This window comes from Agromyces sp. Marseille-P2726 (assembly GCF_902809835.1).
Lineage (GTDB): Bacteria > Actinomycetota > Actinomycetes > Actinomycetales > Microbacteriaceae > Agromyces.
On record NZ_CADDWM010000013.1, the window covers coordinates 211,509 to 226,260 of the forward strand.

Sequence of the window (14,752 nt, forward strand, 5' to 3'; positions counted from 1 at the left end):
ACGCCGATCCTCGGGCACACGGAACGCCCGCGGATCACGCGGATGTCGGCGTGCGATCGACCCGGTCGGTCAGCGGTCGGCGAGCACGGCGTCGAGGCTCTCGCGCACGATGGCGAGCCCGCGGGCGAGCTCCTCCTCGGTGATCGTGAGTGCCGGCAGGAACTTCAGCACCTCGTCGAACGCACCCGACGTCTCGATCACGAGCCCGCGGCGGAACGCCTCCTTCGAGATGCGCCCGGCGAGCGAGCGGTCGGAGTCGCACGCGAGGCCGTACATGAGGCCCCGGCCGCGCACGGCGAAGCCCTGATCGGGGTGATCGGTGGCGATGCGGTCGAGCTCGGCGCGAAGGAGTTCGGACTTCGTGCGAACCCCGTCGGTGAATGCGGAGTCCGCCCAGTAGGTCTCGAGCGCGACCCGGGCGGAGACGAACGCGAGGTTGTTGCCGCGGAACGTGCCGGTGTGCTGGCCCGGCTTCCACACGTCGACCTCGGGGCGCAGCAGGACGAGTGACATGGGCAGGCCCGACCCCGAGATCGACTTCGAGACGGTCACGAGATCGGGCACGATCCCGGATTCCTCGAACGCGAAGAACGCCCCGGTACGACCGATGCCGGCCTGGATCTCATCGAGGATGAGCAGGATGCCGCGGGCCTCGGTGAGCTCGCGCAGGCGCCGCAGCCACGACACGCTCGCGACGTTGATGCCGCCCTCGCCCTGCACGGCTTCGACGATCACGGCGGCGGGCAGGTCGAGTCCGGAACCCGCGTCGTCGAGCATCTTCTCGAGCAGGTCGAGCGTGTCGACATCGGAGCCGAGGTATCCGTCGTACGGCAGGCGGGCGATGTCGTCGAGGCCCACGCCGGCCGCCCCGCGGTAGTGGCTGTTGCCCGTTGCGGCGAGCGAGCCCAAGCTCAGCCCGTGGAACGCGTTCGTGAACGCCACGATGTTCGACCGGCCCGTCGCCTGACGGGCGACCTTGAGCGCGGCCTCGACGGCGTTCGCACCCGTCGGGCCGGTGAACTGCAGCTTGTGGTCGAGACCGCGCGGCTGCAGCACGACCCGCTCGAACGTCTCGATGAACGCCTTCTTGGCCGAGGTCGCCATGTCGAGGCCGTGGATGATGCCGTCTCGCTCGAGGTACTCGATGATCGCCCGGGTGAATGCCGGGTTGTTGTGCCCGTAGTTGAGCACGCCGGCGCCCGCGAAGAAGTCGAGGTACTCGCGGCCGTCGGCGTCGATGAGGACCGACCCGGTCGCACGGTCGAACACGGTCGGGAAGGCGCGGACGTACCCGCGCACCTCCGACTCCCGGCGGTCGAAGACGTCGAGGGTGGCGGATTCCAGGATCGCGGATTCGCTCATGGCGGAGTGCTCCTCACGGGTCGGGGATGCATCGAGCGTAGATGGTGACGGCTGGGAGACCCTCGAATGCCGAGGGTCGTCAGGCCTCAGGATGCCGCGACCACCATGAGCACCGCCTGCAGGTCGAGCGCGAAGTGCACGACGAGCAGGTAGGGCAGCACCCTCGGGCGCCAGCGCAGCGCGATCGACAGCAGCAGCGCGAACGGCAGGAACATGAGCGCACGCCACATGATGAACTCGGTGTCGAAGATGAGCGGCAGCGCGGCGTGCTGGAACGCGTGCACCAGCGCCGGAAGCAGCACGATGAGCCACGCCGAACGGGTGAGGCGTGCCAGGTGCGGCTGCACGTACCCGTAGTAGGTCGGCAGCTCGGCGAGCGCGGTCGTGATCGGGAACAGCACGAGGCCGGCGATCGCGGCCCACATCGGCAGCGGCTGCACGAACAGGTCGAGCGCGACCTGCGGGTCGCCGAACAGCCAGGCGGCCAGCCCGATGTTGGGCAGCGCGGCGAGCGGAGCAGCGATCGCAACGATGCCGAGGGTGGTCAGGATGTCGCGCCCGAGCGTTTCGCGACGTACTCGGTAGAGCGACGCGATCGACGATCCGTCGAGTCGCAGATACCGGGCGAGCAGGCCGAGGTTCACGAGGTTCGCGGCCGTGGCGGTGAGCGGCCACCACGCGGCGGAAGCGGCCCACGGGTCTGCGGTGCCGCCGACGGCGAGGAGGCCGGCGATCACGGCCTGGAACACGGCGAAGAGCGCGAGCCGCACGAGCAGCAGCTCGGCGATGCGACGTCCTGGGACGCGCACGGCGCGGCCGTCGAGCTCCGCAGGCGCGCTGATGGCGGCGGATGAGGTCAGAGCGCTCATGGCTGGGATTCCTTCTGCGTCGGTTCTGGTTCGAACAGTTCGATCGCCGCACGCCAGGTGGCGTCGAGGTCGGCGGTGGACGGGAAGCGCCCGGCGAGCTCGAGGTCGACGAGCCCGTGCGCGAGGCCCCACAGCGCCCGCGCGCGCGCCTGGTCGCCGCCGACCGCTGCGAGGAGCGGTGCCGCAGCAGCCGCCTCGACGCCGGGGGCGAGTCGGTCGCGGTCGAGTGGATGCCGCGTCACGAGCGTGTACTGCTGCGGGTTCGCGAGCGCCCACGCCCGGTACGCATCTCCGAGACCGCGCACATCAGGGCGAGCCGCTTCGAGTTCGACCGCCATCGCGCGCAACGCCCGCTCCTGGAGCGCGGCGAGGATCTCCTCCTTGCCGCTGACGTGCTTGTAGAGCGACGGCGCGCGGATGCCGAGGAGCTCCCCCAGCCGCCGCATCGAGAGGGCGTCGGGCCCTTCTTCGACGAGCAGGCCGGCTGCGGCATCCAGGATCTCGTCTCGTCGGCTCATCGGACGGGCACGACCGTCTCGACGCGGTCGCGGAGTGCGGCGTTCATGAGCTCGAACCCGGACTCGGTGCGGGCCAGCGCGCCGCGCATGAGCGGCACCAGCACGCCCCGGAAGGTCTCGGCGTGCGTGAATCGGCAGGCGTGCGCGCCGATCGGTTCGATCGTGAACGAGTGCTCGCCGTCGAAGATGCCCCGCACGCCGAACGAACCCAGCCAGGCGAGCTGGCGCCCGGGGATGAAGCGGGTGATTCGGGGGCGGAAGGTCATGGCCGCGCCGCCGGGGGGAGCGATGCGGACTCGCAACCGCTCGCCCAGGGCGAGGCGCCCGTGGATCTCGGTCACGAACGGGTTCCATTCGCGGAACAGGCTGGTGTCGGTGAGCGTAGCCCAGACGGCGTCGGCCGGCGCGTCGATGCGGATGCCGGTGGTGATGGTGGTGGGCATGGGAACTCGATCCTCTCGGCTAACGGTGTTAGCTCAAGGTTAGGGCTAACGCCGTTAGCCGTCAAGCTCGAGGCGGAACGTGTCCGTCAGAGAAGCACGGCGGCAAGGCCGCCGCCGAGGGCGAGCACACCGGCGACGAGCAGGGCCAGCTCGGTGCCGACGAGGTGCGTCTTGACGAACCGCACGGCCACCATGTTGGTGATCGAGTGCACCGGCAGGGTGAGCAGCACGAACCACGGCGAGGCGAACAGCAACAGCGTGAAGCCGATGTGCAGCGCGGTGGCGCTGAGGCGTTCGAGCAGGCCCCAGACGCCCGACTGCGGTTCGGTCATGCCCAGATCTCGCAGCTGCTGCTGCGCCTCGAGCGACTTCGGATCGTCTTTCGTCATGAGCGACGCCAGCACCAGCATGTTGACCACGACGAGGAGGACCTCGACCGTGGCCCAGCCGAAGCCGGCCCAGAGTGCCTCGTCGAGACTGCGGATCGCGAGGAGCACGAGCGCCAGGCGCACGAGCTCCTCGGCGGGGCCCGAGAACCAGCCCACGATGGTCATCGCCCGCTGGCGGCCGAACAGGCGATCGGCGATGAGCGCGACCGGCTGCCGCAGCACGAGTGCCACGAGCCAACCGGCGGCGCCGAGCACGAGAGCCAGCCAGAGCGGCGCCCCGATCGTGGCGATGAGGATCGCACCGGCGAGCAGCGGGGCGACGAGCATCAGCGGCACGTTTCGGCGGGCCCGGGGTGCGAGCAGGGTCAGGTCGGTCATGCGTTTCCGTTCGGTCGATCGACCGGCATCGTGATGGTGCCGATCAGGCGGGGGGTTCGGTCTGTGGACCGGGGATGGTGGCGGTGGGCGTCGAGCACGGCACGCAGCTCGGCGAGCAGCTCGCGCAGCTCATCGTCGGTCAGGTTCAGCACGAGTTCGCGGTACCCGACACCGTCGGCGAGCAGGTCGACCTCGGGTCGCTCGAGGTAGTGGCCGAACTCGCCGAGCAGCCCGGCGACGAAGGTTGCGAAGTATCGGAAGTGGTCGTCGCGCGTCGCGGTCGCGAGGTCGTCGGCGCCCAGGATGCCGGCGCCCGCGGCGAGCGAGTACGTGCGCTCGATCGCCCCGCGCACGGGCCGCTCATCGACGACCGCGATGATGCCCGCCTCGTGCAGCGCGGCCAGGTGCCGGTACAGCGTGGCATGCGGAAGCGTGGGGAGGACCTCGGCCAACTGCTTCGGGGTCAGCGACTGCGAGCCGAGGGCGCGCAGGATCGCGATGCGCTGCGGCTGCAGCAGCACGTCGGCCTTGGCGAGTGGCTTCTCTCTCACAATTGAGAACGATATCACAAGTGAGATAGGTGAGGTTGATCAACAGTATGCAACCAAACAGTTGCGCGAAGAGCGGCAATATGCAACTATCGGGTTGCAGGAGTAAAGCAACTGAACAGTTGCACTCACCCATCGAAAGGAACGATCATCATGACCATGACCGACAACCAGCCATCGATCATCGACGAGGGCACGTTCAGCGTGCGCCGTACCATCCGCATCGCCGCGCCGGTCGAGAAGGTGTGGCGCGCGATCACCGAGCCCGAGCACATCTCCCGATGGTTCGGGCGCACCGTGCTCGACGGTGCCGGACCCGGGGCAACCGGGACGATGACCTTCCCCGACTACGGCGCGGTGCCCATCCGGGTCGAGGCGATCGATCCGCCCCACCTGGTGTCGTACCGCTGGGGCAACGACGATGCGCTCGGGCGACTGCCCGACGCCGTCGACGACGACACGTCGACCGTGTTCACGTTCACCCTCGAACGCGTGGAGGACGGCACGCAGCTCACCGTCGTCGAGACGGGGTTCGACCGCACCTCCGACCCCGCCGCGAACATGGCGTCCCATGGGGAGGGCTGGGTCTCGGAGCTCGACAAGCTCGTGGCCCTGCTCGAGGGCGCTGGAGCGTCGAGCGTCGAGGGTGCCGCGTGAGCACAGGAACGCTGGTCCCCGTGTTCGCCGCGCTCGGCGACGACACGCGATGGAGCATCCTGGCGGCGCTCGGCGAGGGAGACGCATCCGCGTCGGCCCTCGCCGGGCGCCTGCCCGTGACTCGGCAGGCGATCGCGAAGCACCTCGCTGTGCTCCAGGAGGTGGGTCTCGTCGAGCCGATCCGGGTCGGCCGAGAGGTGCGGTACCGCGTCATCGGCTCGCAGTTGGCCCAGACGGCCCGCCGGCTCGAGGCCATCGGCGCCGAGTGGGACCGTCGTCTCGCGGCCATCAGGCAGATCGCCGAGGAGCTGTAGCGCGATCGGGCGGGCGCATCTGCCTCGCTCGCGCCATGATGGAGGGAAGGATCGCCATCGCCCCTGAAGGAGGCGTCGCCATGGCATTCGACACTCCCAACGGCACGCGTGGAGCGCGTCAGCCCGGCCGCAGCCGCCTCGAGCGCTGGGGCAACCAGCGAATGGTCGAGAGCCTGCGCCGCAAGGGCGATCGGCGTGGAACGAAGCTCGTCCTCGTCACGCTCGGCAGGAAGACCGGCACTGAGCGGATGACGCCCGTGCGATGGTTCCCCGACGTCGGCGAGTCGCGCCTCATCGTCGCTTCCGCGAGCGGTGCACCCCGCAACCCGTCGTGGTACTACAACATGGCCGCACACCCCGACCGGGTGCGTATCGAGTTCGCCGGGCAGCGCATCGACGTCACGCCGCAGCAGCTCCACGGCGCCGAACGTGATGCGGCATGGCAGCGCATCAAGTCGAGCGCACGAGGGTTCGCCCGGTACGAGCGGATCACCGACCGGGAGATCCCGGTGATCCGGTTGACTCCTCGCGCCGGCGTCGAGCCGCGGCATCCTGCTGGGAACGAAGGAGGACGGGATGAGTGAGGAAGATCGCGAACGGGCGTGGGAGTATCGCGATCGAGCGGGGTATCCCGACGGCGTCGGCTACCTCGACGAGGGCACCGACGAGCTCGTCGACGAGGTGACGGCCGACGCCGTGCGCGCCGTCGATCGGCCGTCGGCTGACGCGGAAGCCGAGATCGAAGTGCACCGCCGCGACGACGAACACGTCTATTTCGCCACGATCGGCGATCTCGAGGTCGCCGATCTGCGCTACGACGAGGTCGACGGCCGTGTCGTGGTGTACACCACGACCGTCGCTCCCGAGTTCCGTGGTCGCGGCATCGCCACGGATCTCATCGCCGACGTGCTCGACGACGTGCGCGGCCGGGGCATGCGCGTCACTGTCTACTGCCGCGTCGTCGCCGCGTTCATGGCCGGGAACCCGCAGTTCGCCGACCTGATCGACCCCGAGCATCCGGGCCGCTGAACCCATCCGGTGACCACGTGTCGGTGATCGCCGCCAGAATGGAAGGCGACGTGGAGGCGATGCGCATGAACGAGCTGACGACTGATCCGACGATGCCGACGACCGGGGCGGCGGTTCCCGATCTCGCGAGCACGTCGCATGTGCCCGGCCACCACGCGATCGGCTGTCCCGAGTGCTTCGAGGAGTTGCAGCGCAATCGCGACTGGTGGAAGGCGCGCCCCGAGAGTTCGCGGCTGGTCGGCCTCGTCGTCTCACGCGACGACATGCCGCCGGTCGTCGAGCAGCGGAACGACCTGGCCGCCTTCGGAGTCGCGATCCTCGACTTCAAGCACCCCGTCCCCGAGGCGACCGTGACGTGGGAGCAGCGACTCGGCCGCCTCTTCGAGACGCTGCGGCCCGGCGACGTGCTCGTGGTGGCGAACGAGCGTGCGCTCGGTCGCACGGCGGAGGAGATCGCACGCACGATCCGCATCCTCCGCCGGCACAACCTCGTCGTGAAGGTGCTCAGCCACGGAGCGCCGCACCTCGAGGACGCACGCGCCTGACAGTGCGACCGTGATCAGCGACCGCGACATCGCACGCTGGCGGCTGCACTCGCAGTTGCTCGCCGCTCCGGTCGGCGCTGCCGATGAGGTCGTGCAGACACTGCTCGCCGTGCAGGCCGAGAATCCGTCGCAGTCGGCCTGGGCGGTCGCGACGCGCACGGCCTCGCCGCGTCAGGACGACCTGGGCGACGCGCTCGCCGACGGTCGCGTGCTGCGCACCCACGTGCTGCGTTCGACCTGGCACTACGTGCGCCGCGACGACATCCAGTGGCTGCAGGAGCTCACGTCTCCGCGCGTGCGGCCGATCTTCGAGCAGCAGCTGCAACCCCTTGGCGAGCGTGTGTCGCAGATCGCCGAGGCGATCGAGCAGACCCTGGCGGCGACATCCCGTCGCACTCGCTCCGAGCTCGCCGACGCGCTGGCCGACCGCGGCGAGGAACTGACCGGCTTCCAGCTGATGCTGCTGCTCGGCTTCCTCGAACTCGAGGGCCGAGTGACCAGCGGAGCACCGCGTGACGGCGAGCACACCTACGCCCTGTTCGCCGACCGGGTGCCCGAGCCGAGGCGCCTCGAGCGCGACGAGGCTCTCGCCGAGCTGGCAGTGCGCTACTTCAGCTCGCACGGCCCTGCGACCGAACGCGACCTCACGTACTGGGCCACACTGACGCTCACCGACGTGCGCCGGGGCCTCGCCGCCGCCGAAGGCCGGCTCGCCTCGTTCGAGCACGACGGGCGCACGTTCTGGCACGCGCCGGGCGATGCTCCAGCATCCGCGCCGCCCTCGGGTCACCTGCTGCAGCTCCTCGACGAGATGTACCGGGGCTACCAGGACTCGCGCTGGATGCTCGATGCCGACGGCGTGGTGCCGCGCGGACGTGAGTCGGCGATCGGCATGGCCATCGTCGATGCGCAGCTCGTCGCCGGCATGAAGCGCACGGTCGGCGCGAAGGCAGTGACGTTCGCGATCCGGCCGCATCGAACGCTTCGCAAGCGCGAAGTCGCGAGCATCCACGATGCCGCCGACCGGTACGGCGAGTTCCTCGGGCTCGAGGCGCGGGTGCGTATCGACGCCTGAAGCGCGAGGGTCGGATGCCGCGGCAGGACGTCCTCGATCTGTGTCGGCGGCATCCGTGGTGCGCTATCCTCCAGCCCATCCCGGGCAGATGGTGGAGATCCAACATGTCTGAAGATCGCCGAACCGATCCGCCATCCGGTGGACCCACGACGTCGAAGGAGGGCCGCGGCGGCATCCTCCGATCCATCGCCCACCGCCTGGTGGGCGACCGGCCCCTCCTGCCCGATGAAGGGGCGCTGCCGTCGTTCGACCGCGCGACGAGCTGGCTCAATTCGGACCCCCTGACCCCGGCCGGTCTGCGCGGACGGGTCGTGCTCGTCGACTTCTGGACGTACACCTGCATCAACTGGCTGCGGACGCTGCCCTACCTGCGGGCATGGCACGAGAAGTACGTCGACGCGGGTCTGACGATCGTCGGCGTGCACACCCCCGAGTTCGGCTTCGAAGCAGACCTCGACAACGTCACGGCGCAGACCCGGAACCTCGGCGTCCGCTACCCGGTCGCCGTCGACAGCGCCTACGGCGTCTGGGATGAGTTCGCCAACCACTACTGGCCCGCGGTCTACATCGCCGATGCGCAGGGGCGCCTTCGGTACCACCACTTCGGCGAGGGCGAGTACGCCATGACCGAGATGGTGATCCAGCAGCTCCTCGTCGACGCGGGCGCGTCGGACCTCGACCTGGACCTGGTGACCGTCGATCCGCAAGGACTGGAAGTGGCGGCCGACTGGACCTCGCTGCGGACGCCCGAGACCTATCTCGGGTACGGCCAGAGCAGCGGATTCGTCGGCGAGGATGCCGCGACCTACGATCGCCCGCACTCCTACGCGGCGACCGGGCGCCTGCTGCCCAACACGTGGCAGCTCTCGGGCGACTGGACGCACGCACGACATGCTGCGGTGCTGAACGAGCCGGGCGGCCGGATCGCCTTCCGCTTCCACGCCCGCGACGTGAACCTCGTCATGGGGCCGGTGCAGTCCGAGGCATCCGTGCCGTTCCGGGTCACGCTCGACGGCCGACCGGTGGGCGAGTCACGCGGAACCGACGTCGACACCGACGGTCGAGGCGCCGTGGCCGATCAGAACACGTACCAGCTGGTGCGCCAGCTGGATCGGGTGACCGATCGGGTGTTCGAGATCGAGTTCCTCGACGGGGGCGTCGAGGCCTACTGCTTCACGTTCGGGTGAGCTGCTTCACGTTCGGGTGAGTGAACGACGAAGCGGCGGATGCCCGAGGGCACCCGCCGCTTCGTCAGAGCGTCAGCTCTGGAACCGGTTCTTGAACGCGTCGGCGCTCTTGCCCGCGCCGTGCGACTTGCCCGGCACGCGCACGCCGTTGACCGTCGACGTGTCGTACGCGAACGTGATCACGGCGGTCGCGACTGCGTCCGCGTTCACGTCCAGCGCGAACACGTTGACGTTGCCCACGAGGTCGTAGTCAAGACGCAGCTGGTCGTACAGCGCCACGTTCTGGCCGTCACCACGCAGGTTGTCGCAGAACTGGTGGTAGCACGGGTCGTACGAGGCGCCGATCACGCCGCCGTAGAGCGCAGCCTCGTCGGCCGTCTTCACGCCCTCCGCGCCGGTGAACAGGCCACCGGCCGGGATCCCCACCGCGATGAACGGACCGTAGTCGCTGCGACCCGAGAACTCGGTGTCCTGGTACGGCAGCCCGCGGCTCTCGTAGAACCCCTCGAAGACGTCCTCGATCTCGGCGGACCCAGGCGGGATGAACCCCGGTTGCGCCGTGCCGCTCGAGTTGTCGCCGTCGTAGACCCCGAACATGTAGTTCGGCGAGCCGATCATGTCGAAGTTCACGTACAGCGCGATCTGGGCGATCTCGGCCTCGGTGAGCTGCTCGACGTAGTACTCGGACCCGAGCAGGCCCTCCTCCTCCGCGCCCCACCACGCGAATCGAACCGTGTTGTTCGGCTTGACCTTCTGCATCTGGATCGCCGTTTCCAACAGTGCGGCGCTTCCGGAACCGTTGTCGTTGATGCCGGCGCCGTCCTGCACGCTGTCGAGGTGCGCGCCCGCCATGACCGTGTTGGCATCGTTGCCAGTCGCGGTCTCGGCGATGACGTTGTACGCGACTCGCGTCTCAGCCGTGAACTCGACCGTCACCGTGACGGTCGCGCCCGGCGTGGAGGCGAGATTCTCGCCGACCGCCGACGTGACGAACACCGCCGGGATCGTGAGGCCGGTGGCGTCGCCGATCATGTTGAGGAGCCCCGTGCGTCCGGGCTGGCCCTCGTTCATGATGATCACGCCCGTAGCGCCCGCGGCTTGCGCGTTGAGCGCCTTCACCGCGAAGCCGCAGGTGCCGCGCTGCATCAACGCGATCGCGCCCGGCGTGAACCCGGCGAAGTCGGCTGCCTCGCAACCGCTGGTGTTGCTGTTCGCCGGAAGTGCGGCTGCTGGAATGACCAGGTCGACCGGCCGGAGTGCGCCCGTCGCGGTTCCCTCGGGTGTGCCGGAGTCGAAGGTGTTGCGCAGGAAGTCGATGCCGTTGACGAAGGTCGTCGGAATCGGGCTGACGCGGATGAGCTCGCTGTTCTCCTCGAAGTAGGGGAACTCGAACTCCTGCACCTCGGGCGTGTAGCCCGCGCCCTGCAGCTGCTCGACGACGTAGTCGACCGAGGCCTCGTAGCCATCGCGACCGGCTGCCCGGTCGCCGTGCTCATCGGCGATGTCCTGGAGGGCCTCGAGATGGTCGAGCACCCCCTCGACCGTGACGGCCTTCGTGAGTTTCTTCACTGAATTGTTGTTCGGTGCTGCGTACGCGGGTGTTGCCGCCAGCGCCGCCGCCGCGAGTGCGGCGATCGTCGCGACGCTCCACACGCGCCTGGTTCGGTTCTGCATGTCGCCCCCTTCTGCCGGCACGACGTCGGGCCGGCGGTTTGATCGCATGTTGGCACAGCCTCGTGGCTCAGGTCGAGACCCAATCTCGCGTCAAGCCCCTGAGCAAGTGGTCGCACGGGAGTTACGGTCGAGTGCAGTCCTCGAGGGAGCGAGTTCGAGTGAGTACACCGTCGATCCTCATCGCCGACCGTTACCGACTGATCAACCTGCTCGGCACGGGCGGGATGGGCGTCGTGTGGCAGGCGTGGGACGAGCGGCTTCGCCGCGCGGTCGCGCTCAAGATGCTCCGCACGCAGCCCGAGCTCACCGACCGTGAACGAGAGGTCGCAACGGAACGGGCCATGCGCGAGGCGCGCATCACCGCCGGCCTGCACCACCCGCACGCGGTGACGGTCTTCGATGTCGTCGAACACGAGGGCCAGCCGTGCATCGTGATGCAGTTCATCGAGTCGACCCCCCTGTCGGTGCTCCTGCGCGAGCACGGACCGCTGACCCCGCGAGAGACGGCCCGCATCGGCGCGGAGGTGGGCTCGGCCCTGGCCGCCGCCCACAAGCTGCGCATCGTGCACCGGGACGTCAAGCCCGGCAACATCCTGATCACCGAGGACGGGTCGGCGATGATCAGCGACTTCGGCATCTCGCACGCGCTCGGCGACACCACCATCACCGGAACGGGGATGATGCACGGCACCCCGGCCTACCTCGCACCCGAGGTCGCACGAGGGAAGGCCTCGAGCTTCGCGTCCGACGTCTTCTCACTCGGCTCGACGTTGTACGCGATGCTCGAAGGCACGCCGCCCTTCGGTGTGGACAACAACGCGATCGCCCTGCTGCACAGGGTCGGGCGCGGAGCGTACCCGGGCCCGCAGAACGCGGGAGCGCTCGCCCCGCTGCTCGATGAGATGCTGTCGGCCGACCCGAAGCGGCGGCCCGCGATGAGCTCCGTCGCCTCCGGGTGGGCGGCGATGTACGGGGGCACGGATGCCGCGGCAGCGGAGTGGGGGACCGGGCCGCTTGCTGGCGCTGGTGCTGGTGCTGGTGCCGTCGCGGCGGCGGGCGGGGCTCGGGACGGCGACCGACCCGCCACAGCGGAAACGCGCCCGGTCGGCGCGACCACGGAGACCGAGCGGTTGGACGAGGCCACGGCGGAGACCGAGCGGCTGGATGAACCGACGGCCGTGACGGAACGCGCCGAGGAGCCCGAGGTCGCGGCGCCTGCGGCCTCGGAGACAGAGGACGCCGCCGGAATTGCCGCCTTCGACGCCGTGGTAGCGCCCGCGCGGAACCGGCCGACGCCGCCCCCGAGGGCGAGGCCCATCGGTCATCGCGGGGGCCCGCCACCACCCCGAGAGGTCGAACCGGGGCCGCAACCGAATCGGCGGCGCCGCACCGCCGCGATGATCGGGGTCTTCGTCCTGGCGGGCATTCTCCTGTTGGGCGGTGGAGCGCTCCTCATCGGCCTGCTCGGACAGAACTCCGGCACCGCGAGCGACACCACGGCCGACGAGACGCGGGCGGCCACGCCGACGGCGACGGAGACGGCGACGGCGTCGCCGCCCGCCGAGACACCCGACGCCCAACCGGCGCCCGCCGTTCCGTCACCTCCGCAGGAGGCGCCGCCGCCGGCAGCGAGCGCCGAGCAACGGATCGTCGATGCCATCACGTCGTACTACGCCATGCTGCCGTCCGACCTCGACAGCGCCTGGCCGATGATGACGGCCGACTACCAGGTGAACCACGTCGGAGGTCGTGACGCCTACGGTGCCTTCTGGGGCGAGGTCGCCCAAGTGGAGATCGCGGACGTGACGCCGTCACCTCCCGACGCTGCTCAGGCGACGTTGACCTACCACTTCACCGACGGCAGCGTCGTGCAGGAGGTCACGGCGTACCGCCTGGTCGACGAGGGAGGCGTGCTCAAGATCGCGGCCACCGAGGTGCTCAGCAGCGTCGAGCTGTGACCGCCGGCGCCCGGCCTACGTGGTGCCGCCCGCGGCATCCGAGGCGACGTCGATGAGCACCTTGCCGACCGTGCCCGCCTCGACCGCATCGTGCGCCTCGGCCGTACGCTCGAGTGGGAAGCGCGTGATCGGCAGCCCGGCATCCTCGCCGACGGGAAGCGCCCCATCGTCGAGGGCGCGCGAGATGTCGTCGGCGGCGGCCGCGAGCGCCCCGTCGCCGACCGTGTAGAGCAGCAGGAACTGGTAGCGCACGTTGAGCGAGAAGTGCCGGCGCACGTCGAGCGTCATGTCGGCGCCGCCGTCGGTCGCGTACACCGAGATCGATCCGTGATTCGCGATGATGCGGGAATCGAGCTCCGCGTTCCGCGCGGGCGAGACCTCGACGATCTGGTCGACGCCGTCGGGTGCGATCGCGCGGATCGCCTTCGCCGCGTCATCCGCCCGGTAGTTCACGACGTGGTGGGCACCGGCGGAGTTCGCGAGGACTTCCTTCTCGGGTGAGCTCACGGTCGTGATGACGCTCGCACCGGCCCAGCGGGCGAGCTGGATCGCGGCGTGCCCGACCGCTCCGGCGCCGCCGGCGACGAGCACCGTGCGTCCGTCGAGTGCGCCCGGTGCCAGTCGCGTGGGCCCGCCCTCGTGCACGGTCAGCGCTCGGTGCGCGGTCATCGCGGGGACGCCGAGGGATGCCCCGAGGTCGAAGCTCGCGGCATGCGGCAGGTGCACGACCCGGGTGGCCGGCAGCACGGTGAGCTCTTGGGCGGTGCCGGACGGACGCTCGTGAGCGGCGAGGAAGACCCACACGCGGTCGCCGATCTCGAACCCGGTCACCCCGTCGCCGACGGCGTCGACGACGCCTGCTCCGTCCTGGTTCGGCACGACCTCGGGGAAGGGAGTTGGGCGTCCGGCGCGTGCGCCCGCTCGCGCCTTCCAGTCGGTCGGGTTCACCCCCGACACGACGACGCGCACGCGCACTTCGCCCGCCCCGGGATCGGGAACGTCCCGGTCGACGAGTCGGAGGACCGAGGACGGGCCGGTTCGGGAGTACGCGATCGCTCTCATGATTGTGGCAACGCGAGGCGGGCGACGGTTCTTCCGTCGAAGCTCAACCGAGCCAGCTGGGCTCGGCGACCAGCCCACGGATGTCGCCGATGAGCCGTGCCGTGTGGAACCCGTCGGCCGATGCGTGGTGGATCTGCACGCCGAGGGGCATGAACGTGCGCCCGTCGCGTTCGACGTACCGGCCGAGCGTGAAGATCGGCAGCAGGTGGCGGCTGCCACCGTCGATCTGCAGCGAGAACCCGGTGAAGCTCGTCCACGGCAGGCTCGACACGTCGAAGACGTCGGGTGGCAGCTCACCCAGCGGGAACATCGTGGTCGCGGATGCCGCATCCGCGAGCAGTTCGGCCGCACGATCGTGGAACGCGCCGAAATCGGCGTCGTACGGCGTCCACACGGCTGCGAAGGTCTCGCGCGCCGGGTTGAACACGGTGAACGCCGGATGCACGACGGGCCAGGTCGCCGGTGCTCCGGCGTCGGTGACCGCCATCCGGAACTCCGGTCGTCGGTTCACGGCGTCGGCGATCGCCCAGATCTGGGCGACGTACGTCTTCCGGCCCGTGCGCCGCAGCGCCGCGACGAGCTCGGTCACGTCGATCTCGACGGTGATCGCGTAGGTGCACGGCACGCGCTCGCGGTAGTGCTCGAACGTCTCGCGGCGCGGCCAGGTGCTGAGGTCGATGGGTACGGGCGTCGTCATCCGTCGATCCTCTCAGCCGTGGATGCGGGATGCCGCGACGCGGGCGG

General features: G+C 69.7%; 17 protein-coding genes. 8 read left to right on the plus strand and 9 right to left on the minus strand.

From position 1 onward, the window contains the following. Window positions 1–69 precede the first annotated feature (69 nt). From ectB to HUS56_RS09090, 6 genes are all read right to left on the minus strand, one after another. Window positions 70–1,362 carry a diaminobutyrate--2-oxoglutarate transaminase gene (gene ectB / locus HUS56_RS09065; protein WP_173923077.1) on the minus strand — a complete coding sequence of 431 codons (1,293 nt, stop codon included), beginning with the start codon at window positions 1,360–1,362 and terminating at the stop codon, window positions 70–72. An 86-nt stretch (window positions 1,363–1,448) separates the two neighbouring features. Next, window positions 1,449–2,231 (minus strand): hypothetical protein, encoded by a 783-nt coding sequence (locus HUS56_RS09070; RefSeq protein ID WP_173923078.1) that lies wholly within the window; start codon window positions 2,229–2,231, stop codon window positions 1,449–1,451. Further along, window positions 2,228–2,749, minus strand: coding sequence for a TetR/AcrR family transcriptional regulator (locus HUS56_RS09075; RefSeq protein ID WP_173923079.1), 522 nt, complete (start codon window positions 2,747–2,749; stop codon window positions 2,228–2,230). The genes HUS56_RS09070 and HUS56_RS09075 overlap by 4 nt, the downstream gene beginning before the upstream one ends. Continuing rightward, window positions 2,746–3,192: an SRPBCC domain-containing protein gene (locus HUS56_RS09080; RefSeq protein ID WP_173923080.1), complete on the minus strand. Its 447-nt coding sequence runs from the start codon at window positions 3,190–3,192 to the stop codon at window positions 2,746–2,748. The genes HUS56_RS09075 and HUS56_RS09080 overlap by 4 nt, the downstream gene beginning before the upstream one ends. Before the next feature lie 86 nt (window positions 3,193–3,278). Beyond that, window positions 3,279–3,959: a hypothetical protein gene (locus HUS56_RS09085; RefSeq protein ID WP_173923081.1), complete on the minus strand. Its 681-nt coding sequence runs from the start codon at window positions 3,957–3,959 to the stop codon at window positions 3,279–3,281. Further along, entirely contained in the window at window positions 3,956–4,510 is a 555-nt protein-coding gene (locus tag HUS56_RS09090; RefSeq protein ID WP_173923082.1) for a helix-turn-helix domain-containing protein, read from the minus strand. The genes HUS56_RS09085 and HUS56_RS09090 overlap by 4 nt, the downstream gene beginning before the upstream one ends. 150 nt (window positions 4,511–4,660) lie before the next feature. Here HUS56_RS09090 and HUS56_RS09095 point away from each other — a divergent pair, with 150 nt between their 5' ends. The 7 genes from HUS56_RS09095 to HUS56_RS09125 all read left to right on the plus strand — a co-directional run bounded on the left by HUS56_RS09095 (window position 4,661) and on the right by HUS56_RS09125 (window position 9,314). After that, window positions 4,661–5,164, plus strand: a complete 504-nt coding sequence (locus tag HUS56_RS09095; RefSeq protein WP_173923083.1) for an SRPBCC family protein — start codon at window positions 4,661–4,663, stop codon at window positions 5,162–5,164. Next, a complete protein-coding gene (locus tag HUS56_RS09100; RefSeq protein ID WP_173923084.1) occupies window positions 5,161–5,478 on the plus strand; it encodes a helix-turn-helix transcriptional regulator in 318 nt (105 codons plus the stop codon). The genes HUS56_RS09095 and HUS56_RS09100 overlap by 4 nt, the downstream gene beginning before the upstream one ends. A gap of 80 nt (window positions 5,479–5,558) precedes the next feature. Next, window positions 5,559–6,062: a nitroreductase/quinone reductase family protein gene (locus HUS56_RS09105; protein WP_173923085.1), complete on the plus strand. Its 504-nt coding sequence runs from the start codon at window positions 5,559–5,561 to the stop codon at window positions 6,060–6,062. Further along, a complete protein-coding gene (locus HUS56_RS09110; RefSeq protein WP_173923086.1) occupies window positions 6,055–6,507 on the plus strand; it encodes a GNAT family N-acetyltransferase in 453 nt (150 codons plus the stop codon). Before HUS56_RS09105 ends, HUS56_RS09110 begins: the two co-directional genes overlap by 8 nt. A 65-nt stretch (window positions 6,508–6,572) precedes the next feature. Then, a complete protein-coding gene (locus tag HUS56_RS09115) occupies window positions 6,573–7,052 on the plus strand; it encodes a dehydrogenase (protein WP_173923087.1) in 480 nt (159 codons plus the stop codon). 10 nt (window positions 7,053–7,062) lie between these two features. Beyond that, window positions 7,063–8,127, plus strand: coding sequence for a winged helix DNA-binding domain-containing protein (locus HUS56_RS09120; protein WP_173923088.1), 1,065 nt, complete (start codon window positions 7,063–7,065; stop codon window positions 8,125–8,127). Window positions 8,128–8,231: 104 nt separating this feature from the next. After that, on the plus strand, window positions 8,232–9,314 hold the full coding sequence (locus tag HUS56_RS09125) for a redoxin domain-containing protein (RefSeq protein ID WP_173923089.1): 1,083 nt from the start codon (window positions 8,232–8,234) through the stop codon (window positions 9,312–9,314). Window positions 9,315–9,386: 72 nt separating this feature from the next. On the opposite strand, the gene HUS56_RS09130 is transcribed toward HUS56_RS09125, so the two are convergent. Next, the gene (locus tag HUS56_RS09130) at window positions 9,387–10,988 is read right to left on the minus strand and encodes a M20/M25/M40 family metallo-hydrolase (protein WP_173923090.1); all 1,602 of its coding nucleotides are present in this window, start codon (window positions 10,986–10,988) and stop codon (window positions 9,387–9,389) included. Window positions 10,989–11,146: 158 nt separating this feature from the next. Between HUS56_RS09130 and HUS56_RS09135 the strand changes: the two genes are divergently transcribed. Continuing rightward, window positions 11,147–12,946, plus strand: coding sequence for a serine/threonine-protein kinase (locus tag HUS56_RS09135; protein WP_173923091.1), 1,800 nt, complete (start codon window positions 11,147–11,149; stop codon window positions 12,944–12,946). 15 nt (window positions 12,947–12,961) lie between these two features. Here HUS56_RS09135 and HUS56_RS09140 read toward each other — a convergent pair whose 3' ends face one another. Continuing rightward, window positions 12,962–14,008: an NADPH:quinone reductase gene (locus HUS56_RS09140; protein WP_173923092.1), complete on the minus strand. Its 1,047-nt coding sequence runs from the start codon at window positions 14,006–14,008 to the stop codon at window positions 12,962–12,964. A 43-nt stretch (window positions 14,009–14,051) separates the two neighbouring features. Further along, window positions 14,052–14,705, minus strand: coding sequence for a CatA-like O-acetyltransferase (locus tag HUS56_RS09145; protein ID WP_173923093.1), 654 nt, complete (start codon window positions 14,703–14,705; stop codon window positions 14,052–14,054). Window positions 14,706–14,752 lie beyond the last annotated feature (47 nt).